Annotated in this window: 23 protein-coding genes and 1 pseudogene; 17 read left to right on the plus strand and 7 right to left on the minus strand. The window is 65.6% G+C overall.

The annotated features are described in order from the left end of the window. Positions 1-6: 6 nt before the first annotated feature. The 6 genes from HHL15_RS19675 (at position 7) to arsA (ending at position 5,730) form a co-directional block, all read left to right on the plus strand. Positions 7-1,020, plus strand: a complete 1,014-nt coding sequence (locus HHL15_RS19675) for a dihydroorotate dehydrogenase-like protein (protein WP_169147515.1) — start codon at positions 7-9, stop codon at positions 1,018-1,020. 153 nt (positions 1,021-1,173) lie between these two features. Continuing rightward, positions 1,174-1,563 (plus strand): ArsR/SmtB family transcription factor, encoded by a 390-nt coding sequence (locus HHL15_RS19680; protein ID WP_169147516.1) that lies wholly within the window; start codon positions 1,174-1,176, stop codon positions 1,561-1,563. A gap of 64 nt (positions 1,564-1,627) precedes the next feature. Next, the gene (locus HHL15_RS19685; protein ID WP_169147517.1) at positions 1,628-2,041 is read left to right on the plus strand and encodes an arsenate reductase ArsC; all 414 of its coding nucleotides are present in this window, start codon (positions 1,628-1,630) and stop codon (positions 2,039-2,041) included. 12 nt (positions 2,042-2,053) lie between these two features. Next, complete coding sequence (gene arsB / locus HHL15_RS19690) at positions 2,054-3,124, plus strand: ACR3 family arsenite efflux transporter (protein WP_169147518.1); 1,071 nt, start codon at positions 2,054-2,056, stop codon at positions 3,122-3,124. Beyond that, the gene (gene arsD, locus HHL15_RS19695) at positions 3,117-3,965 is read left to right on the plus strand and encodes an arsenite efflux transporter metallochaperone ArsD (protein WP_206198872.1); all 849 of its coding nucleotides are present in this window, start codon (positions 3,117-3,119) and stop codon (positions 3,963-3,965) included. The genes arsB and arsD overlap by 8 nt, the downstream gene beginning before the upstream one ends. 16 nt (positions 3,966-3,981) lie before the next feature. After that, positions 3,982-5,730, plus strand: a complete 1,749-nt coding sequence (arsA, locus tag HHL15_RS19700) for an arsenical pump-driving ATPase (protein WP_169147520.1) — start codon at positions 3,982-3,984, stop codon at positions 5,728-5,730. Positions 5,731-5,754: 24 nt separating this feature from the next. Here arsA and HHL15_RS19705 read toward each other — a convergent pair whose 3' ends face one another. After that, positions 5,755-8,508: a response regulator gene (locus tag HHL15_RS19705; RefSeq protein WP_169147521.1), complete on the minus strand. Its 2,754-nt coding sequence runs from the start codon at positions 8,506-8,508 to the stop codon at positions 5,755-5,757. A 299-nt stretch (positions 8,509-8,807) separates the two neighbouring features. Between HHL15_RS19705 and nifE the strand changes: the two genes are divergently transcribed. The 7 genes from nifE to HHL15_RS19740 all read left to right on the plus strand — a co-directional run bounded on the left by nifE (position 8,808) and on the right by HHL15_RS19740 (position 13,771). Further along, positions 8,808-10,235 carry a nitrogenase iron-molybdenum cofactor biosynthesis protein NifE gene (gene nifE / locus HHL15_RS19710; protein WP_169147522.1) on the plus strand — a complete coding sequence of 476 codons (1,428 nt, stop codon included), beginning with the start codon at positions 8,808-8,810 and terminating at the stop codon, positions 10,233-10,235. A gap of 83 nt (positions 10,236-10,318) precedes the next feature. Then, on the plus strand, positions 10,319-11,758 hold the full coding sequence (gene nifN, locus HHL15_RS19715; protein WP_169147523.1) for a nitrogenase iron-molybdenum cofactor biosynthesis protein NifN: 1,440 nt from the start codon (positions 10,319-10,321) through the stop codon (positions 11,756-11,758). A 10-nt stretch (positions 11,759-11,768) separates the two neighbouring features. Further along, complete coding sequence (nifX, locus tag HHL15_RS19720) at positions 11,769-12,170, plus strand: nitrogen fixation protein NifX (RefSeq protein WP_169147524.1); 402 nt, start codon at positions 11,769-11,771, stop codon at positions 12,168-12,170. A 3-nt stretch (positions 12,171-12,173) separates the two neighbouring features. Then, a complete protein-coding gene (locus HHL15_RS19725) occupies positions 12,174-12,641 on the plus strand; it encodes a NifX-associated nitrogen fixation protein (RefSeq protein ID WP_169147525.1) in 468 nt (155 codons plus the stop codon). Positions 12,642-12,654: 13 nt separating this feature from the next. Beyond that, entirely contained in the window at positions 12,655-12,852 is a 198-nt protein-coding gene (locus HHL15_RS19730) for a CCE_0567 family metalloprotein (RefSeq protein ID WP_169147526.1), read from the plus strand. A 40-nt stretch (positions 12,853-12,892) separates the two neighbouring features. Continuing rightward, positions 12,893-13,198, plus strand: coding sequence for a ferredoxin III, nif-specific (gene fdxB, locus HHL15_RS19735; protein WP_169147527.1), 306 nt, complete (start codon positions 12,893-12,895; stop codon positions 13,196-13,198). Between the two features lie 57 nt (positions 13,199-13,255). Then, entirely contained in the window at positions 13,256-13,771 is a 516-nt protein-coding gene (locus tag HHL15_RS19740) for a nitrogen fixation protein NifQ (RefSeq protein ID WP_235943533.1), read from the plus strand. A gap of 19 nt (positions 13,772-13,790) precedes the next feature. Here the strand turns inward: HHL15_RS19740 and HHL15_RS19745 are convergent, their stop codons facing one another. From HHL15_RS19745 to HHL15_RS19760, 4 genes are read right to left on the minus strand one after another with little or no spacing between them, the layout of a single operon-like run. Beyond that, positions 13,791-14,531, minus strand: coding sequence for a hypothetical protein (locus HHL15_RS19745; RefSeq protein WP_169147528.1), 741 nt, complete (start codon positions 14,529-14,531; stop codon positions 13,791-13,793). Between the two features lie 26 nt (positions 14,532-14,557). After that, positions 14,558-15,541, minus strand: a complete 984-nt coding sequence (locus HHL15_RS19750) for an N-acetylmuramidase domain-containing protein (protein WP_235943535.1) — start codon at positions 15,539-15,541, stop codon at positions 14,558-14,560. Between the two features lie 27 nt (positions 15,542-15,568). Beyond that, on the minus strand, positions 15,569-16,609 hold the full coding sequence (locus HHL15_RS19755) for a hypothetical protein (RefSeq protein ID WP_169147529.1): 1,041 nt from the start codon (positions 16,607-16,609) through the stop codon (positions 15,569-15,571). Between the two features lie 4 nt (positions 16,610-16,613). Then, positions 16,614-17,000, minus strand: coding sequence for a hypothetical protein (locus HHL15_RS19760; RefSeq protein ID WP_169147530.1), 387 nt, complete (start codon positions 16,998-17,000; stop codon positions 16,614-16,616). A 331-nt stretch (positions 17,001-17,331) separates the two neighbouring features. On the opposite strand from HHL15_RS19760, the gene HHL15_RS19765 reads away from it, so the two are divergent. Further along, entirely contained in the window at positions 17,332-18,252 is a 921-nt protein-coding gene (locus HHL15_RS19765) for a sensor domain-containing diguanylate cyclase (protein ID WP_169147531.1), read from the plus strand. A gap of 56 nt (positions 18,253-18,308) precedes the next feature. Here HHL15_RS19765 and HHL15_RS19770 read toward each other — a convergent pair whose 3' ends face one another. Further along, positions 18,309-18,926 (minus strand): phage integrase N-terminal SAM-like domain-containing protein, encoded by a 618-nt coding sequence (locus HHL15_RS19770; protein ID WP_169147532.1) that lies wholly within the window; start codon positions 18,924-18,926, stop codon positions 18,309-18,311. Between the two features lie 123 nt (positions 18,927-19,049). On the opposite strand from HHL15_RS19770, the gene HHL15_RS19775 reads away from it, so the two are divergent. The 3 genes from HHL15_RS19775 (at position 19,050) to HHL15_RS19785 (ending at position 20,410) form a co-directional block, all read left to right on the plus strand. Continuing rightward, on the plus strand, positions 19,050-19,361 hold the full coding sequence (locus HHL15_RS19775; protein WP_169147533.1) for a hypothetical protein: 312 nt from the start codon (positions 19,050-19,052) through the stop codon (positions 19,359-19,361). A 54-nt stretch (positions 19,362-19,415) separates the two neighbouring features. Then, positions 19,416-19,865: a hypothetical protein gene (locus tag HHL15_RS19780; protein ID WP_169147534.1), complete on the plus strand. Its 450-nt coding sequence runs from the start codon at positions 19,416-19,418 to the stop codon at positions 19,863-19,865. Between the two features lie 131 nt (positions 19,866-19,996). Further along, positions 19,997-20,410: a hypothetical protein gene (locus HHL15_RS19785; RefSeq protein WP_169147535.1), complete on the plus strand. Its 414-nt coding sequence runs from the start codon at positions 19,997-19,999 to the stop codon at positions 20,408-20,410. Positions 20,411-20,798: 388 nt separating this feature from the next. Here HHL15_RS19785 and HHL15_RS19790 read toward each other — a convergent pair. Continuing rightward, positions 20,799-21,161, minus strand: a pseudogene (locus HHL15_RS19790) (transposase); the annotation flags it as partial. Positions 21,162-21,454 lie beyond the last annotated feature (293 nt).

Consider the following 21,454-nt stretch of genomic DNA (forward strand, 5'->3'; position numbering starts at 1 on the left):
CCCGCCATGATCGACCTGTCCACCGACTACCTCGGCCTGCGCCTCAAGAACCCGCTGGTGCCCTCATCCACACCCCTGTCGAAGGATCTGGATTCCCTGCTGCGCCTGGAAGAGGCCGGTGCCTCGGCCGTGGTGCTGCACTCCCTCTACGAGGAAGAGCTGATCGCCGAAGACGCGATGACCGAGCGTTTCCTGATCCACTCGGACGTCCACGACGGCGAGGCCGCCGGCTTCCTGCCCGACCACGGGGCCTACCGTGGCGCCCTGGAGCGCTACCTGGAGCACCTGCAGCGCGCCCGCGCACGGCTTGGCATCCCGGTGATCGCCAGCCTCAACGGGGTGACGCCCGCCGGCTGGGTGGACCTGGGGCGGGAAGTGCAGCAGGCCGGCGCCTGTGCGCTGGAACTCAACGTCTACCACGTGGCCGCCGACCCGCTGGAGAGCGGCGAGGCGGTGGAGGCCCGCTACCTGGCCCTGCTCACCGAGCTGCGCCGGGTGGTGGACATCCCGGTGGTGATGAAGCTGTCGCCCTTCTTCTCGTCGCTGCCCCATTTCGTCAAGCGCCTGGAGGCCGCCGGCGCCGCCGGGGTGGCCTTGTTCAACCGCTTCTACCAGCCCGACATCGATCTGGAAAACCTCGGCCTGGACGACCGCCTGCATCTGTCCACCCCCGAGGAGGCCCTGCTGCGCATCCGCTGGATCGCCATCCTGCGCGGCTACACCAGCATGAGCCTTGCCGCCACCGGCGGCGTGCACAGCCATGCGGAGGCGCTCAAGCTGCTGCTCGCCGGGGCCGACGTGGTGCACCTCGCCTCCTGCCTGTTGGAGCACGGCCCGGCGCGCCTCACGGCGATCCTGCAGGGCATGCGCGAATGGATGATCGAGCGTGAGTACAGCTCCGTCGCCCAGCTCAAGGGCAGCATGAGCCAGGCCCGGCTCCCCGACCCCGCCGCCCTGGCCCGGCCGTCCTACATCCGGGTGCTGGACAGCTATACGCCGCGGCCAGGGGTGTGGCGCTAGGAGGCCAGTCCGGGGATTCTGTCCCGCTTGAATGCATCGGCCTGCTGCATGCACAACGTGCCGGGAGCAGGTGTCCGCGATCCGGCTGGATCACCCCTTGCAGATCAGAAAATCTATATCGATTTGCTTCCATATTTCAATTATTATTGAAATATGGAAACGCTAAACGCCGCTGAGCTTCTCGCCGCCCTGGGCCATGAGTCCCGACTGAGCATCTTCCGCCTGCTGGTGGAGGCCGGCCCGGACGGAGTCATTGCCAGTGTGATCGGAGAGCAACTGGGTCTGCCTTCGACGACCCTGTCTTTCCACCTTGCCCACCTGAGCCGGGTCGGGCTGATCCGTGGCCAGAAGGAAGGTCGCTTCATCCGTTACTCCGCCGAGTATCCAACCATGGACGAGCTGATTGCCTTCCTGACCCGCAACTGCTGCCACGGCAAAGCCTGCCTGCCCAAAACGGCGACCTGCGACACCACGGCGAAGCGCCGCGAACTCGCGACGGGTGCCGCAGCGACCGAGAAGCTCATCACGAACCCTGCGGAGTGAGCTGACGGCCATCGGCGAACTGCGCAACAAGAGCGAACGACCCTGCTTTAGCGAGAAACAGAGCATGTCTCAACTCAAGACCGTACTGGTGCTGTGCACCGGCAACTCCTGCCGCTCCCAGATGGGCGAAGCCATCCTCAACCACGAGCTGGCCGGGCTCGTGCGCGGCATCTCGGCCGGCACCGCGCCCCAGCCCAAGGTGGCCGACGGCGCCATCGAGGCCCTCAAGCTCGCCGGCCTGCCCACCGCCGGGCTGTACCCCAAAACGGTCGACGACGTCATGGACCAGGACATCGACCTGGTGGTCAGCGTCTGCGATAACGCGAGGGAAAGCTGCCCGATCTTCCCGCGCCCGGTGACGCGCATCCACGTGGGCTTTCACGACCCCCACGGCGAGCCGTTGGACAGCTTCCTTGCCGTGCGCGACGACATCCGCGCCCGCCTGGTGCCGGCCGTCCGCGAAGCCCTTGGGCTGTAGGGAGGCGTCATCATGTCCGCTGTTCAATGTGAAGTGACCGCCAAGGTGGCTGCCAGCGCCCCCATGAGCGTCTTCGAGCGCTACCTGAGCCTGTGGGTCCTCCTGTGCATCATCGCGGGTATCGCGCTGGGCCAGCTGGCACCCGGGGCGTTCCAGGTCATCGGCCGGATGGAAGTCGCCCAGGTCAATCTGCCGGTGGGCCTGTTGATCTGGGTGATGATCATCCCCATGCTGGTGAAAGTGGATTTTGCGGCCCTGCATGAAGTGCGGCAGCACGTGCGCGGCATCGGCGTGACGCTCTTCGTCAACTGGCTGGTCAAGCCCTTCTCGATGGCCTTTCTGGCCTGGCTGTTCGTGCGTACCCTGTTTGCCCCCCTGCTGCCGGCGGACCAGATCGACAGCTATGTGGCCGGGCTCATCCTGCTGGCCGCCGCACCGTGTACGGCCATGGTGTTCGTGTGGAGCCGGCTGACCGGGGGTGATCCGCTGTTCACCCTGTCCCAGGTCGCCCTCAACGACGCCATCATGGTGTTTGCCTTTGCCCCCCTGGTGGGCCTGCTGCTGGGTATGTCGGCCATCGTCGTGCCCTGGGACACCCTGTTCACCTCGGTGCTGCTCTACATCGTCATCCCGGTAGCCCTGGCCCAGCTGTGGCGCAGGGCCCTGATGGGCCGTGGGCAGGCCGCCTTCGACGCCGCAATGGAACGCATTGGCCCCTGGTCCATCTCGGCCCTGCTGGCCACGCTGGTGCTGCTCTTCGCCTTCCAGGGCAAGGCCATTCTGGAACAGCCGCTGGTCATCGCCCTGCTGGCGGTGCCCATCCTGATCCAGGTGTTCTTCAACTCGGCCCTGGCCTACTGGCTCAACCGCCGGGTGGGCGAGAAGCACGCCGTGGCCTGTCCGTCGGCCCTGATCGGCGCGTCCAACTTCTTCGAACTGGCCGTGGCCGCCGCCATCAGCCTGTTCGGCTTCGAGTCGGGCGCCGCTCTCGCCACGGTGGTGGGGGTACTGATCGAGGTGCCGGTGATGTTGCTGGTGGTAAAGGTCGTCAATGCATCAAAGGACTGGTATGAACATGCGTGAATCCCGCATCAGGCGAGCCTCTTCGGAAGACTTCGAGGCGGTATGTCGCCTGCTGACCGATAGTGCCCTGCCAGCCGGCGACCTGACGCCCCAAAGCCTCGAGAGCTTCTATGTCACAACCGACGAGGGGCGCATTGTCGGTGTGGCGGGATTGGAGGTGGCGGGTGACTTTGCACTGCTGCGCTCGGTCACCGTGCAGCCCAAGCTGCGCCGAACGGGTCTCGGCGAGGAGTTGGTGGGCACCTGTCTTTCTCACGCCCATCACCTGCATTTGAAGGCCCTCTACCTGATTCCAAACGATGAAGAAGCCGGCGTTTTTTTTGCCAATCTCGGCTTCTCTCCGGTCAGACGTGAGGCCGTTCCTGCCGCGATCTGCGGACTCGCGGAGTTCACCCACCTCTGCCCACAAACGCACCCCTGCATGCATCGGGTGCTTGATCCTGGATTTTCCGAGGAGACTCTCATGAAAAAGCTTGAAGTGTTCGACCCGGCCATGTGCTGCTCGACCGGCGTGTGCGGTGTGGACGTGGACCCGGTGCTGGCCCAGTTTGCGGCCGATCTGAAGTGGGTGGAGGCGCACGGCGTGACGGTGAGCCGCCACAACCTCGGGCAGGAGCCCCAGGCCTTCGCCGCCAATCCCGCGGTGGTGAAGGAGATGGAGGCCGGCATGGACCGGCTGCCCATCCTGGCGGTGGACGGACACATCGTATCCACCGGCATGTACCCGTCGCGCCAACAGTTGGTGCAGAAGCTCGGCATCGTGCTGACGACCGAGGAGAAGCCGCGTATCAAGATCGGTGCGGCCGGTGGCTGCTGCGACCCGAAGTCGGGTTGCTGCTGACCCAGGGAGACAGACCATGGCCCTCCCGAACACCAACACGCGTTACCTGTTCTTCACCGGCAAGGGCGGGGTCGGCAAGACCTCCCTGTCCTGCGCCACCGGTCTGGCGCTGGCCGAGGCCGGCAGGCAGGTGCTGATCGTGAGCACCGATCCGGCCTCCAACCTGGATGAGGTGCTGGGTGTGACGCTGGGCCAGGCGCCCACCGCGGTGCCGGGCGCGCCGGGGCTGTCGGCCCTCAATATCGACCCGGAAGCGGCGGCCCACGCCTACCGGGAGCGGATGGTGGCTCCCTACCGCGGCATCCTGCCGGCGGCGGCCATCCAGAGCATGGAAGAGCAGTTCTCCGGCGCTTGCACCGTGGAGATCGCTGCCTTCGACGAGTTCTCCAAACTGCTGGGTGACCCGGCCGCCACCGCAGCCTTCGACCATGTCATCTTCGACACGGCCCCCACCGGCCATACCCTGCGCCTGCTGACCCTGCCCTCGGCCTGGGACGAATTCATTTCGTCCTCGACCGGCGGAGCCTCCTGCCTCGGCCCGCTGGCTGGTCTCGAGAAGCAGAAGGCCTTGTACGCGGCGAGCGTGGCGCGCCTGTCCAATTCCGCCGAGACCACGGTGATCCTGGTCAGCCGGCCGGAAACCTCGGCCCTGCGGGAAGCCGAACGTACCCGGGGAGAACTGGCGGAGCTGGGCATTTGCAACCAGATGCTGGCCATCAACGGCCTGTTTGCCGTGGCCCAGAGCAAGGACCGTATCGCCACTGCCATGTCGCAGCGTGCGCGGGATGCCCTGGCCGGCATGCCCTCCAAGCTGGCCGAACTGCCGGCCTGCACCATCCCTTTCCTGCCCAGGGGGACCGTCGGATTGGAGGCGCTGCGCCTGATGATCCATCCGGAAACGGCCAGTCCTACCCTGTCGAACAGCATGCCATCCACCCCGCTGCCGCCCGGTCTGGCCGGCCTGGTGGATGAGATCGCCGGTGCCGGCCATGGTGTCGTGATGACGATGGGCAAGGGCGGTGTGGGCAAGACCTCGGTGGCCGCGGCGATTGCCGTGGCCCTCGCGCGGCGCGGCGGCAAGGTCGTGCTGTCCACCACCGACCCGGCCGCCCATGTGGCGGCCACGCTGGATGGTGCCGTCCCGGGCCTGAGCGTGACACGCATCGACCCGCGCAAGGAGGTTGCCGACTACACCGCGGAAGTCCTCGCCAAGGCCGGCAAGAGTCTCGACGCGGGTGGCCTGGCGATGCTGGAGGAAGACCTGCGCTCGCCCTGCACCGAGGAGATCGCCGTGTTCCGCGCCTTCGCCCGCACCGTGGAGGAGGGCAGGGACGGTTTCGTCGTACTCGATACCGCACCGACCGGCCACACCATCCTGCTGCTCGATGCCGCCGAGGCCTACCACCGGGAGGTCATGCGTACCCAGGGCGACATGCCGGAGTCCGTGCGCCAGCTGCTGCCGCGCCTGCGTGATCCGGCCTTCACCCACGTGCTGATCGTGACCCTGCCCGAAGCCACCCCCGTGCATGAGGCCGAACGCCTGCAGGGCGACCTGGCCCGGGCTGGCATCACACCCTACGCCTGGGTCATCAACCAGTCCCTGCTCGCCAGCGGCACCACCGACCCGCTGCTATGCCAGCGCGGCAGCTACGAAGTGCCTTTCATCCGGCGGGTGGCCGATGACCTGGCGCGCCGCTGCGCCCTGCTTCCCTGGCTGGCCGAGGCACCGGTCGGCGTGGCAGGGCTCGTCCCGATGGTGCGTTGAAGCGTTCAACGCGCCTGTCGCACCCTAACCGGCCGGGGGCTCAGGAGTATCCGTAATGGGCTGCATCGCCTCGGTTTCCGGTGCGTCCGGCGTGTGCGGCCCGGTGGACAGCCAGTGCAGCATCACCGAGAACAGCACCTCCGGGTCCACCGGCTTGGTGATGAAGTCGTTCATGCCCGCCTCCAGGCAGTTGTGACGGTCTTCGGCGAAGGCGTTGGCGGTCATGGCGATGATGGGCAGCGTGGCGTAGCCCGGCAGCTGGCGGATCGCCCGGGTGGCGCTCAGCCCGTCCATCACCGGCATCTGCATGTCGGTGAGGATCAGGTCGAAGGTCTGCTCGCGGGCCCGCTCCAGCCCCTGCTGGCCGTTGTCGGCGAGGGTCACGGCAAAACCTGCTTCCTCGAGGAACTCCTGGGCCACCATCTGGTTGATCTCTTCGTCTTCCATGACCAGGATGCGTGCGCCCGGGAAGCAGCGGGTGAGGCTGGCCCGGGGCGTTTCCTGAGCCCTCTCGAGCGCGCCCTGGGTGGTCTGGAAGTGGCGCTGCAGGACGTTCTCGAACATTTTCCGGCTGGCCGGCTTGAGCAGCACGGCTGCGTAACCGGCGTCGAGGGCGCTGGCCGAGATGTCGGAGTCGTCGGTGGCGGTCACCAGGATGCAGACGGGCTGTTGCGCCAGCGCCCGCTGCCGGATCGCCCTGAGGGTGGCGGTGCCGTCCATGTCCGGCATGTTCAGGTCGATGAAGATGATGTCGAAGGGTTCGCCGATGGCTTCGGCGGCCTCCACGGCGGCAAGCGCGGCCTCGCCGGAGCTGGCGATGGAGGGGCGCAGGCCGAGCTGCCGCAGCACCTGGGAGTGGACCATCTGGGTCATCGGCACGTCATCCACCACCAGCGCGCGCAGATGGCTGAAGGTGTCGCTCCGGGCCGGATGGGCCCGGCCCACCCGGCCCAGGCGGGCGGTGAGCCAGAAGGTGCTGCCCTGGCCGGGCTGACTGCTGACGCCGACCGCGCCGCCCATCAGCTCGGCCAGGTGTTTGTTGATCGCCAGGCCGAGCCCTGTCCCGCCGTACTGGCGGGTGGTGGATGAATCCGCCTGGGTGAAGGCCTGGAACAGCAGGGCCAGCTGCTCCGGCGGAATGCCGATGCCGCTGTCTTCCACCTCGAAGCGCAGCATGATCTGCTGCTGGTCGTCCTCGATCAGCCGCCCGCGCAGGATGATGGTGCCGTGCTCGGTGAACTTGATGGCATTGCTCAGGTAGTTGATCAGGGCCTGGCCCAGGCGGGTCGGGTCGCCGTTGAGGCGGCTGGGCAGGCCGGCCGCGTCGACGATGAACTCGATGTTCTTTTCCCGGGCGCGCGGGGCGATGATCGACGAGATGCGGTTGAGCAGGTTGTCCAGGTCGAAGTCGATCTGCTCCAGTTCGACCTTGCCCGCCTCGATCTTGGAGATGTCCAGGATGTCGTTGATGACCGCCAGCAGGTGGTCGGCCGCGTGGGCGATGAGGCCCAGCTTCTCGGTGTGCGAGCGGGTGTTCGCTTCGCGGCGCAGGATGTGGGTCAGCCCCATGATGGCGTTCATCGGGGTGCGGATCTCGTGGCTCATGTTGGCCAGGAAGATGCTCTTGGCGCGGGTCGCGTCCTCGGCCTGCTCCTTGGCGGCCACGGCCTGGGCCTGGGCTTCCTTCTGGGCGGTCACGTCGAGCAGGGTCTCCACCGCACCGATGACCATGCCGTGCTCGTCGAGCAGCGGCGCGGCGGTGATGTGCAGCCACTTGCCGAGGGAGTCGTAGTAGCCCTCGTACTGGAAGCCGCCTTCGGCGATCTCCGAGGCGGTCACCGGATTGGGGTACCAGGCCTGGATGTCCGGTACGCCCTGCACGATGAGGTCGGCCATGGTCGGCCGCTGCTGGTCATAAAAGGCCCGCCATTGATCGCGGGTGCCAACGATCCGGGCCGCGGAGAGGCCGAAGAATTTCTCGCAGGCTGCATTCCAGTGGGTGCAGATGCCCTCCGTGTCGACCACCATGATGGGTGCCGGATTGCCGTTGAGGATGGCCTCCAGCTTCTTCTGGATGGCCAGCAGGTCGCTGCTGCGGTCCTGGATGATGCGGGTGGCCTGCTGCAGCTCGGCCACCTTGGATTCGAGTTCCGCATTGCTGCGGGTGATCGACTGCTCGAAGTGGAGGTGGGTCTTGAGGTCCACCACCGAGGCTAGGAAGAAGGTATTGCCGGGAATCTCGATGCGGACCAGGCCCAGCTGCACGGGCACCGTGCCGCCGTCCCGGTGGCGGGCCCAGATGGGACGCTCCTGGCCGAGGATGGTGGATTCCTGGGTGAAGTTCATCCGCCACATCCGATGCTCGGCAGCCATGGATTGGGGGATCAGGATCTCGACGGGTTCGCCGACCAGTCCGCCCGATTCGTAGCCGAACAGCTCCGCCGCCGCCTGATTGACCTGCAGGATGCGTCCGTCCTTGTCCACCAGCAGGATGCCGCACAGCAGCTTGTCCACGATGACGCGGAGGGTCTCCATGTGGGCCATCGAGCTTCTGTGGCGTGCGCTGAGCCGGAAGATCGCCAGGCTGGCCAGCGCGCCGATCACCACCAGGCCGCCGAGCAGCCCGCCGATGAGCTGGGGGGCGATGGCGGCCGCGCCGTTGCGGGCCAGGTAGTGATAGCCCGCCAGCCCTGCGATGACGAGGGCCAGGCTGGCTACCGCCAGGATGGCTAGGACGTCCTTGTGGCTGACGCCATGGGGGCGGTTGGAGGAGGACATGCTGGTTCTGATCGGAATGGCGGCAAAGAGTGCCCGGGTCGCAGGATTGGCTTATTACGTCCGCGCCGGCGGTGGCTTGAGCCTTCCCCTTGTGGCGCCGCCTGGCGGTGGCTGTTCGCGGCGCGGGGGGCTTGGCCTACAAAGCCGACAAAGCCGCTGGAGGGTTTCCGACAGAGGCCCCGCCGGCAGGCCCGAAGAATGATTCAAGTGCTTGTTGTTGAATAAGTTTCTGCTTAGTGGCAGAAGCTGGTCCGGAATCTGCATGGGGAGCTTACCCAACCCTTTGTCTGGAGATTCCGATGGATGCCCGCGTATCGGCAAAGATCCAGTCCGTCTTTGAAGAGCCGGCCTGTGAGCACAACCAGAACAAGGACGAGAAAGCCCGCAAGAAGGGCTGTACCAAACAACTCTCGCCCGGTGCCGCCGCCGGGGGCTGTGCCTTCGACGGGGCCAAGATCGCCCTGCAGCCCATCGCCGATGTGGCCCACCTGGTGCACGGCCCGATCGCCTGCGAGGGCAATTCCTGGGACAACCGCAATTCTTCCACCAGCGGCCCGCAGCTCTACCGCACCGGCTTCACCACCGACATCGGCGAGCTGGATGTGATCTACGGGGGCGAGAAGCGCCTCTTCAAGTCGATCCGGGAAATCATCGAGAAGTACGACCCGCCGGCGGTCTTTGTGTACCAGACCTGCGTCACCGCGCTGATCGGCGACGACATCGAGGCGGTGTGCAAGCGCGCCGCCGAGAAGTTCGGCAAGCCGGTGGTGCCCGTGAATGCGCCGGGCTTCGTGGGCCCCAAGAACCTGGGCAACAAGCTGGGCGCCGAGGCGCTGCTCGACTACGTGGTCGGCACCCAGGAGCCGGAAGTCTCCACCGCCTACGACATCAACATCATCGGCGAGTACAACCTGGCCGGCGAGCTGTGGCAGGTGCGTCCGCTGCTCGACGCCCTGGGCATCCGCATCCTGTCGTGCATCTCCGGCGATGGACGCTACAACGAGGTGGCCCAGAGCCACCGGGCCCGCGCAGCCATGATGGTGTGCTCCAAGTCGATGATCAACGTGGCCCGCAAGATGGAGGATCGCTATGGCATCCCCTTCTTCGAGGGCTCGTTCTACGGCATCGAGGACATGAGCGACACCCTGCGCCAGCTGGCCGGCCTGCTGATCCAGCGCGGTGCCCCGGCCGAGCTGATGGACCGCACCGAGGCCCTCATCGCCGTGGAGGAGAAGCGCGCCTGGGACCGCATCGCCGCCTACCGGCCGCGCCTCGAGGGCAAGAAGGTGCTGCTCATCACCGGCGGCGTGAAGAGCTGGTCGGTGGTGGCGGCCCTGCAGGAGGCCGGCCTCGAAGTGGTGGGCACCAGCGTCAAGAAGTCCACCAAGGAAGACAAGGAGAAGATCAAGGAGATCATGGGCGAGGACGCCCACATGATCGACGACATGACGCCCCGCGAGATGTTCAAGATGCTCCGCGAGGCCCGCGCCGACATCATGCTGTCGGGCGGCCGCAGCCAGTTCGTGGCCCTCAAGGCCAAGATGCCGTGGCTCGACATCAACCAGGAGCGCCACTACGCCTATGCCGGCTACGAAGGCATGGTCGACCTGGTCCGCGAGATCTCCAAGACCCTCTTCAACCCCGTATGGGAACAGGTGCGTGCGCCGGCCCCGTGGGACGACGTGGCCGTGCTCGACCTGAGCGATGCCGTGGCGGAGGTGGCCTGAAATGAAACAACCCCCACGCTCACTGCGTTCGCTGCCCCCCAGGGGGGCGTCAGTACGCTCGAAGCGGTTCGGAGCGTACTGACATGGCAAGCGTCCGCGAAAGCAAGAAGGCCTGTGCGGTCAATCCGCTCAAGATGAGCCAGCCCCTCGGGGCCTGCTACGCCTTCCTCGGCCTGCACAACACCATGCCGATGATGCATGGCTCCCAGGGCTGCACCTCCTTCGGCCTGGTGCTGCTGGTGCGCCACTTCAAGGAAGCCATCCCGATGCAGACCACCGCCATGAACGAGGTCAGCACCATCCTCGGCGGCATGGACAACATCGAACAGGCCCTGCTCAACATCAAGAAGCGCGCCAACCCGGCCCTCATCGCCATCGCCTCCACCGGCCTCACCGAGACCAAGGGTGACGACGTGGATGGCTACCTGCGCCTGATCCGCGCCAAGCATGGAGAAACCCTGGCCGGCACCGAGGTGGTGTACGTGTCCACCCCGGACTACGTCGGCGCCTTCCAGGATGGCTGGGCGGCGGCGGTGAAGGCTGTCGTCGATGCCTTCTCCGAGCCGGTGACGCAACGGGTGGCCGGCCGCGTCGGCGTGCTGCCCGGCGCCCACCTGACCCCGGCCGACCTGGAAGAGCTGCGCGAGCTGATCGAAGCCTTCGGGCTGCAGGCGGTGATGGTGCCGGACATCTCCCGCTCCCTCGACGGCCACATCCCCGAGGACTTCACCCCCACCACCCTGGGTGGGGCGACGCTGGACGACATCCGCAGCCTGGCCGCCTGCCAGCACGTGATCGCGGTGGGCGAGCAGATGCGCCCGGCGCTGGACAGCCTGGCCGCCCGCAGCGGCGTGCCGGTGACCCTGTTCGAGCGGCTCAGCGGCCTCACCGCCGTGGATGCCCTGGTGGCGCTGCTGATGCGCCTGTCCGGCAAGCCCGCGCCGGCCCGCCTCAAGCGCCAGCGCGGCCAGCTGCAGGACGCCATGCTGGACGGCCACTTCCACCTGGGCGGCAAGCGCGTGGCGATCGGCGCCGAGCCCGACCTGCTGTTCGCCCTGGCCTCGGTGACCAGTGAGATGGGCGCCGATGTGGTCGCCGCGGTGACCACCACCCACTCGCCGGTGCTGGAGAAGGTGCCCGCCGTCGAGGTGCTGATCGGCGACCTGGAAGACCTGGAGCTGGGGGCGGTGGGCTGCGACCTGCTGCTGACCCACGCCCACGGCCGCCAGTCCGCCACACGCCTCGGAATCCCCCTGTTCCGGGTCGGCATTCCGCAGTTCGACCGGATCGGCGCGGCCCACCAGCTGAGCATCGGCTATCGCGGCACCCGCGACCTGATTTTCCAGCTGGCCAACACCTTCATCGCCAACATGCATGCCCATGGCCCCGAAGACTGGCCGCTGCCCGCCGAGGCCATTGCCGCCGCCCGCGGTGGCACGGCAGGGGCCTGCAATTCCGGTGGCAGCTGCAGTTGCAGCGGCGTGACCGAAGACATCGTCGTTCCCATCATTCCCGCGCGCTGAGGAGCCCACCATGAAAATCGCATTCGCCACCCAGGACAAGGAGCGCGTGGACGCGCACTTCGGCTGGGCCAAGTACATCGCCATCTACGAGATCAATGCCGAGGGCTACCGCTATCTCGAGACCCACGACTTCGGCGGCGAGCTGGCCGAGGACGGCAACGAGGACAAGCTGGCGCCCAAGCTGGAGGTCATCATGGACTGCGCCATCGTCTATGTGGCGGCCATCGGCGGTTCCGCGGCTGCCCGCGTGGTCGCCTGCAAGATCCATCCGGTCAAGGTGGCCGGGCCGGAACCCATCCTCGACATCCTCGACAAGCTGCAGGACGTGCTCAAGGGCACCCCGCCGCCGTGGCTGCGCAAGGCCCTCGCCAAGGGCGAGGAACGGACTTACGACTTTGAAGAAGAGGCCTGAAAAATGACTGATGTAGCTGAAGCCCCCAACGACGTGATGCAGGACCCGTTCATCCGCGAACTGGTCAAGCAATGGCGCGCCCAGGACACCCACGGCGCCTGGGAAGGCAAGACCGACGCGATGCTCCTCGACCCCTACGTGCTCGACGCCGAGAAGCGCAAGGAGCTGCCCATGATGGCGGACCCGGACCCCGAGACCCTGTGGCGCATGGAGCTGTTCTACAACGCCATCGCCCTCTCCATCGAGCGCGAGACCAAGGTGATGGTCAGCCCCATGCTCAAGATGCACCACGAGGGCTTCGGCCGCCAGGTGCTCATCGCCGGCCGCTTGATCGTCTTCAACAAGCAGGTCCGCGACGCCCACCGCTTCGGCTTCAACAGCCTCGAAAAGCTGTCCGCCGCCGGCACCAAGGCGGTGACCGAAGCCGTCGAGATGATCCGCAAGTTCCCTGAAGTCGCCAACTATTCCTGACCGGAGCCCGACCATGGAAGACCTCGACGCCCTCAAGGCCCGTGCGAAGAAACTCAACGCCCAGGCCACCCAGGCCAAGATGGACCTGCACGACTTGTCCGAAGAGCTGCCGACCAACTGGGAACAGATCCTGGAAGTCGCCCAGCGTGCCTACGATGCCCACAAGAACCTGATGGCCGCCCGCAAGGAACTGGCCGCCGCGAGCGCTTGAACGGCGCCGCCCCTTACCCCTTTACCCCTGGAGAGCTGAAATGGCTTCTTTTTCCGTGACCCTGCCGAGCGGCGAGATCTGGACGCCCAAGTTCGTCGCCGACCTCAACCAGGAAAAGTGCATCGGCTGCGCCCGCTGCGTGCGGGTGTGTGCCCGTGACGTGCTGGCCCTGGTCGGCGTCACCGAGGATGGCGAGCTGCTGGCCATCGATCCGGATGAGGACGAAGACGAAGAGTACGAAAAGAAGGTCATGACCATCGCCCACAAGGAGAACTGCGTGGGCTGCGAGGCCTGTTCCAAGGTGTGCCCCAAGAAGTGCTACACCCACGAGACCGCTGACGTCTGAGTGTTCCCGCTCCGGCCCGGATCCCGGGCCGGCAGGCGGCATGATCCGGAGAGTGCGATGAACGACCTGTCCCATGCCTGGCTGGCGGCCCGCGCCGCCATGCCGCCCTCGCGCCTGCTGCCGGCCTGGCTGGCCACCGCCCTGGAAACGGAGTTCGGGCCCCAGTCCGGCACCATCGCCGCCCTGTGGAGCGCCCGCCACCCCCACGTGCTGCGGGAGGATGGCTCCACCGGCGTCGACGCCCGCCACGAGGAATACGCCGACATCTTCGAGCTGCTCCTCGAGCACGCGCCGGCCGGCGACATCCACAGCATCTCGATCGCCCGCTGGATCGCCCTGTCGTGCTGCGGCCAGGACCACCTGTGGGAAGACCTCGGCCTGCCCGAGCGCCCGGCCCTCGGTGCCCTGCTGGCCCGCCGCTTCCCGGCCCTGCACGCCAGGAACGTGCACAACCTGCGCTGGAAGAAGTTCTTCTACAAGCAGCTCTGCGACCGCGCCGAGGTCAAGGCCTGCCGGGCGCCCAGCTGCACGGTGTGCTCGGAATACGCCGGCTGCTTTGAAGGGAGTGCCTGAGAGGAAGGCCCGGACGCCCTCAGCCGCCGCTTCGCGCCTTCACCCAGACGTACCAGCCGCCGCCCCGGGCGTGGGAGTAATCCACCTCTTCAACGATGACGCGGGTTCCCACCCGCGCCACCGAGAGGATGGGGGCGTTGGCGTGCTGGCCGGGCTGGCTGTCTGCCCGCCAGTAGGTGTCGTCGCGGATGGTCAGCGTACTTCCCTTGCCCAGCGCAGGCTCCGCAGGAGCGATGGTGGCGGGTGAGCCGGGCGCCCACTGGTCCTTCTGCTCGCTGACCTTGCCAAGAAAGAGCCAGCCCCGGTCCGACACGGAGGAGGGGGCCACCGCCTCGACGATGGATTGCTGGGTCAGCAGGCTGCGCTTGACCACCTTGTCGGCCGCGGCCAGCTCGTTCTGGGACGAACGAGCGTCGCTACCGAGACTGGCCAGGGATGCCTTGATCTCAGGTTCCCGAACCCGGCTTTCCAGTTCTGTCAGGCGTTCGATCAGCAGCTTGTAGTCATCGCCGGCCTTCGATACGGCTTCGCCCACCTCCTTGGTCTGCTCGGCGGACTTCTTGAGTTGCCCTTCCCATTCCATGCCGGCGATGTTTCCCTTGGTGAAGCCGGCGGCGACCAGTTTCTCCTTCATGGTGACTGGGGTGAACAGGAGCAGCAGGAAGAGGAGAAACAGGGTTCCGTCGCGCAGGGCGGAGACGAGATCCTTCAGCAGGGCGACCGCTCGCTCGAACCGGCTGCTTTCGGCATTGGCAGGCATGGGGCTCTCCAGTTGCTTTGAGGGGCTTACACGCTGCGGCTCAGGGCCACCAGGCTGGCGTCGTCCAGCCGCCCGCTCACCGGGAGGGCGTTGTCCTTCTGGAACTGAATCAAGGCCTTCTGGGTGTTTTCGCCGAACCAGCCGTCCACCCCGCCCGCGTTGTAGCCCCGGTACATCAGGAAAAGCTGGGCGGTGCGCACCTCCAGGCTGGGCAGGGGCCCCATGCCGAAGCGGGTGGCGGCGGTGCGGAGCTTTTCGTCGTACTTGTTCTTCTGGAATTCCGGGCCGTTGTAGCCCTGGGCGAAGGCTGCCCAGTCCCCGCTCTTCAGATGCCGGGCGAGCCTGGCGTCACGGATGAAGCCGACCATGCCGAGCAGCTGAGCGTCTTCCGACTGGCACATGGCGGTGACCATGGATTCGGCATCCGGGTAGCCCGCCGCTACCGCATTGAAGCCCATCACCTGGCCGAGGCCCCAGGAGGTGCTCTCCAGCGCGGCAGTGCGGTCGAGGGCGATGGCACGCATGAGCCGGTCGTACTGGTTGGCTCCGCCCTTGCCGTAGCCGCCGGCCGTCCTGCTGCTGATGTCCGGTTCGCTTGCGTCGAAGCGCCCGCCGGTCCTGCGGTGAAAGATGTGGCGCTCGAACAGGATCAGCGGCCGCCGGTCGGCCAGGAAGCCGCAGCCTTTGGTCTCCACCGTCATCACCGCCCACAGGGCCGGCAGCGCCACCCCCAGGCCGCTGGCCGCCTGCTCCAGGCCTTCCTGGCTGAGGGGGTTGCCGCGGCCGCTGAAGGGCAGGGTGGCCGGGGCGGGGGCGGCGGCAGCCTTGGTTGCAGAACGGGCCGGCGCCCGGCTGCGGGCGGGTGCCGCAGCGGCCGGAGCGAAGTCATAGACCAGCTCGCACATGCCGGGGCGGGCTGCGAGCGGAGTACAGCCGTCGATGCGGAAGCCGAGGGCTGTCAGGCGTGCGCCCTCGCGGTCGCAGTCCTCGCAGGGAATGACGAGTTTCATGGTGTGTCTCCTTGGGTGGATCGGAACTCAGCCGCCGCTGGCCGCGTTAGCCAGCCTGCACACCGCGTTGCGGTGCAGGTCGAGCAGTTTGGTGTAGTCCTTCGAGTCGGCGACCAGGACCGCCATGTGGTCGGTGTAAGCCTTGCGCTGTGCCGCCGGGGAGGTGCCTGTGGCGCGCAGCCGGGGCCACACCGCCGGCCCCCGGTCGGTGAAGATGCCCAAGGCCTCCGCGTTGTTCCACACCTGGCCGAGCTGGGGGTCGGGGACTTGGGCAAGGCAGGCCACGGTGTCGAGGGCGATGCGCCCCTGGGCGGCTTCGTTGAGGCGGTAGGTCTGGACATCGGTCAGGGCGCTGGTGGCCCTCTCACGCAGGATGCGGACGACCTCCGGGTCCCGCGCGAGGTTCTCTGCGGCAAGCCCGGTGGCGAAGAACTGGGTCAATTGCAGGGGGCCGGGGCCGGTCAGTGAGGGGGTGGCGCCAGCCGTGCCGCCGCTGTCGGCCGCTGCTCCGCCCCGTGTGTCCACGCTCGCCAGCACGGAAGGCTGGCGCTGTGCATCCACCGGGATGATGGAAGCCTCCTTGCGCTTGTAGCCGAACGTGAAGGACTCGGGGATGGGCACGGACGCGCTGGCGGCGGCCTGGAAGGCCATCTTCAGGCCGAGGGTGGTGCTGGTGGCGAAGAACAGTATCGGCCTGTCGTCACTCGCTCCCGGCGCGGGCGTGAGGGGCGGCGGGCAACTCAATACAGGGCTGCCCTTGGGCAGGGTGACCAGCTGCGCCGCGCAGCCGCCGGCGTAGGTCTGGCGCACGTAGCGGAAAAGGATGCCGCCGTCGGTCTCGAGGAGGCCGAACACCGGATACACGCTGCCATCGGGAAGGCGCGGCCCCAGATAGCCCTCCGCCCTGTCATAGGCGATGCTGACGCTGGCCGGTGTGCTCTCCGCGTCGATGACGCTCAGCGACGTGCGGGTGGCGAAGATGGCGTTGTCGCGGGGAGAGGCGCAGCCGCCCAGGGCCAGGACGGCCAGGGTGATGGTGGCGACGGTGGAGGCATGGCGGGGGAGCATGGTTTCACTCCTGGTTGGGGGGCGCGGCGGCCGTGCCCAGGCCATCTGGCAGCAGCGCCTCCACCGCGACCAGGGCGTTGTTGCGCACCAGGGCGTGGGTCGCATCGCTGTAGCCGATCACCAGGGCGTGGCTCTCCGCGCCGTGGTTGAGGGTGATTCCCACCGAGCGCACCCGCAGAGCTTCACCGCCCCAGGGGGGCGGCGAGGCGGGGGGAATCGACAGGTGGACGAGGCCGATCACATGACGGGTGCCGGCCGCATCCACATAGGTGTGGGCGCAGGCGGATGGCAGCAGCAGGAGGCAGGGCAGCACGGCCCGGATAGGCTGGAGGGCGCGGACGACGTGACGGAGGAGGGCGCGCGCAGATGGCACGCCATGCCGGTTGTGCATCGAGTCGGTCTCCCTGTGCGCGCTGCGCGCCCCACTTGTGGTCGAGGAGCTTCTATCCGGCATATGCCGTCGCGTGATGTCTCAGGTATAGATCACCGATGGGCAGGCGCAAGGGCAGGGCTCAGGGGGATGCCCGCCCCCGCAGTGGGAGCTGCCGCCCTGCACCTCGCATCCGTGGCGGTCGTTGAGGTCGTTGGGGGGGAAGTACCTAGACGCGGCGCAGGCTTCCGGCGCTGTCCGTGGACTATGTCGCAGCGCTCGTTTTGGGGCTCTCTAAACTGGCGCCGTGGTTGTCGCCGTCGGCGGGGCCACCCCGAAACGGAGCCGGACCATGTACGACACCTTCACAGAAATCCCCCTGTCCGAGCGCATCCAGCGCCTCCACGACGCCTCGCCCCTGTTGATCGGGGTGTTCGACGAGCACGACATGCTGCGCTACGCCAATCCCGCCTTTCGTCGGGCGCTCGGCCTGCGGCCCGACGCCTTCATGACCTGGCAGGATCTGATGCGCCTCAATCATAAGCAGAAGGTGGGCACCCGCATCGACTCCCCCGACTTCGAGGCCTGGCTGGCCTCGGCCCGCTCCCGGCGCGGCAAGCTGCCTTACCGGGGCTTCGAGGTGGACCGCACCGACGGGCGCTGGCATTTCATGACCGAGAGCCTGGCGCCGGATGGCTGGATGCTCTGCGTAGCGGTGGACATCACCGATGTGCGCGCCGACGAGCGCAGCCTGCGGGCCGACCGTGACGGCGCCTGGAAGGCCGCCCGCACCGACGCCCTGACCGGGGTGAGCAACCGCATGCACATCCTGCAGCTGCTCGACGAACAGATCGCGCAGCTGCGCAGCGGCGGCCAGCCCTGCGGCATTGCGCTGATCGATCTGGACCACTTCAAGTCGGTCAATGACCGCTACGGCCACTACGGGGGCGACCTGGTACTGCGCGATTTCGCCCATGTCGCGGCTTCCACCCTGCGCCGGGTCGACGGCTTCGGGCGCCTCGGCGGGGAGGAGTTCCTGGCCGTGCTGCCCGGTGTGGACCGGGCCGAACTGGCCGCGGTGGTGAACCGCCTCCACGAAGCCGTCCGCCGCTCCACGCCCCTGCCCGACTATCCGGGCTTCCACTACAGCTTCTCCGCTGGGGCAGGGATGCTGGAAGGCGGGGAAGACGCCCTCACCAACATCCGCCGGGTGGACCACGCCCTTTACGAAGCCAAGGGATCGGGCCGCGACCGCTGCGTCATGTTGACCTGAGGTGCTCTGCAGGCTGCGGCTCAGGGGCAGCAGGCTGGCGTCGTCCAGCCGCCTGCTCACCGGGAGAGCGTTGTCTTCCTGGAATCGGGTAACTCCATCTGCGCCAGCATCAGCGGCACCAGCGTTTCCGGCAGCATCGTGACCCTGTCCTTCTGCCCCTTGCCATCGCGGACCAGGATCTCCCTTCGTGATGTATCCACATCCTTCACGCGCAGACGCAAGCACTCAAGAAGCCGGAGCCCAGCGCCATACAGCAAGCGTGAGGGAAGAGTGACATCCGGGTCATCAATCGCCCCTAGCAAAGTAGAGACCTCGGCCCGGGTCAAGACCGAGGGCAAGCGCCTGGGCTTCTTTGCACGCACCAGGTCATCCAGCCACGGCAATTCGACGCCGAGCACCTCCCGGTACAGGAAGAGTAAAGCCGACAGTGCCTGGGTTTGCGTGGCTGCACTCACGCTTCGTTCCACTGCCAACGCGCTCAGAAACGCTTCCACCTCCACCTTGCCCATGTCCCGCGGGTGCCGCTTGTCATGGAAGAGGATGTAGCGTTTAATCCATCCCACATAAGCCTGCTCGGTTCTCAAGCTGTAGTGCTTGACCCGGATACGCTCCCGAACCTGATCCAGCAAGCGGGGCGACGAGGGCGGCACTGCCAGAAGGGTAGACGACATCATGACGCGATACTCCGCTAAAACTGTATTTATATACATCAATTTAGCATGTCCCAGCAGCTTAGGCGACAGTCGTGTAAGGCGCCAGGCGCGTCAGATGTCGTCTACATCACGTTAGACAGCACGATGCTCTTCACTGTCACGGCCACGTTCTCTGACTTCACGACAGCCTACGAGCAGTACGAGGTCGCTTCGCCAGCAGAGGCACTTGACGCATTCATCTTGAATGCCGAGTCGCTCGGCGCTTTCGATCCGAAGTTGCGGGCTTTAGCAGTCGGAGCGGAAGGACACAAGATCGTTCATGTGGCAGGTGGCAGGCAAGGTTTGTGGACGTGGCATTTGACGGCACAACTTGAACAAGACGAGGTTGCACTCTATGGAGGCTGCATTGTTCAAACCGACCGAACTGGCCCCGTTCGTCCCCATGGCGCTGTCTAACCCGCTGTTGCAGCGGACGCCTGACGGCGCCGCTGAACGCAAACGTTAGGCCTTATGCGTTCCGTCGAAGCAGAAGCTCTCGCACTCGTTCTTGAAGCAGGCGCCGTGTCTGTCGCTGACGTTCGATCGTGGGCTGATCAATATGTGATTTCAGAGCCACAACCGGATGGAAGAATCTTGCAACTTTGCACAGAGGCAAATGCAGCAAGTGCCCTTTCCTTGTTGCACGAATTGTCCGAACACCGCGACATAAGGACTTCCACAACTTTGGCGCTTCGCCATCTTCGGCGCGCATGGCTTGCAGGTTCAGTTTCGCTGCGTGGCGCTGCAGGGCTCTTAAGCCGTATGGCAAACCTCGGCTTCACTCCGAATGAAGAAGCAGAGCATCAAATGTCTTGGTTCGCTGAAAATTTGGCGCTCATTGATGTCAAGGAATTTGCGCCCGAGCTTGAAGCAAAAATCAAAGGTGAGTTTGATGCGTTTCTCGCGAAGTACTCGGTCTAACACTGCAGTCGAGAGGGACAGCCAACAAGCTGGGCTTGTTGGTTCCCTCCGTGCTTCGCACTCCAGCTGCCCCTCACTTCCACGTTAGGCGCCAGCACCTTGTCTGAATCTCATCAAGAAGGGAGTAAAGCATGTCATCTGAAATGGCTGTGATATTTCAAGGAATTTCAGCAGGGGCTGCAATTGTCAATGCTGTTAAATCGGCACTAGACATAAGAAAACTCTCACGAGAAGAGGTGCTAGAAATTGCGTCACAAGCCGATCAAGAGTCCAAGTCTAAAGGGTTGGCTGCCGCAGATGCGGGAAATGAAATAGAAGGGCTTGATCCAGAAATGGAAAAAGCGCTTCAAGATAAAGTGGAATGTGCAAGAAAGGAATGGGTCAAAAGAATTTCTGACCCTAATAGCGATTCCGCAGACTATGCGGCAGCAACAGACACTTACAGGTCAATGCAGTGCGCTTTGATGAGGTCCATCAAACAAATATGTGGCGGAACTCTTCCCCGTCGTTGGTATAAACTTTGGGCCGATTTGCAATGTGGTTAGATTCTCGAGCCACGTGCCAGTAATACATTAAACCATTCATACTGCGCCTAACACTTTCTAAGGACTTCCCCGTCAAGCACCATTTTCCAATGACCGGCCGCCAGGCCGGTTTTCCTTTCCTGCCTACCTGCTTTTGTTTCCTGACGCCTGCACACACGCGGCGGATCGGACAGACAGACTGCCTCTCTCTAATCGTCCTTGATCGGGTCTCGCCCGGGGCCATGCGACTAACCGCACTAGCAGGCCTCAATCATTCGTCGGCGGGATCAGGGAAACAGGGATCAGTCGTTTCTCTTTTTGATCCGCCATCAGGTTAGCCAGGCTCTCTGCTGGTCGGTCTGACCTGTTCGTCTATCGCTGATGTGCAGTTGCCATTGCTCGGTTGTGCTCAGCCCCGTTGCCAGGCCTGTGGATTGTAGGGCTCGCCCTTGGCCAGCACCGCCCACAGTTGCCGGGCGTGCTTGTTGGCGATGGCGACCAAGGTCTTGTGGTAGCCGATCCGCCCGTTGAGCACGACGATCCACTGCTGCAGACGAGTCAGCTTTTCAGGAGATTCCCGCCGCTGCTTTCGGAGCGTCGCCGCCAAGACGCTACGCGCACCTTGCACAAGCAGAGTGCGCGAGTAGTCGTCCCCTCGCCGCGTGATCCGACCAAGCTTCATCTTTCCCCCGCTGCCCGACTGACTGGGCGTGAGACCGAGCCACGCAGCAAACTGGCGTCCGTTCCTGAACATGGATGCGTCACCCACTGTCACCGACCGGCACATTGGAGCCAGTTGATGATCGGCACAATGGAGCCACCTTGTGACCGGCACATTGGAGCCACTCCGTGATCGGCGTAATGGAGCCACCCACGGATCGGCACATAGGCGCCAGCGCCGGATCGGCGTAATGGAGCCAGTCTCACTCTGACGGACGTCTCGACCTTGAGCGGTCCATCGCTACCCTGCCGGGTTTGGCAGGAGAAAGCCGGTGGCCCGCAGGAGTATCGAGATGCACGAGTACCGCCAGGCCCTGATGCGTTTGCGTCAGGGCGACTCGGAGC

This window comes from Zoogloea dura, from assembly GCF_012927165.1.
Lineage (GTDB): Bacteria > Pseudomonadota > Gammaproteobacteria > Burkholderiales > Rhodocyclaceae > Zoogloea > Zoogloea dura.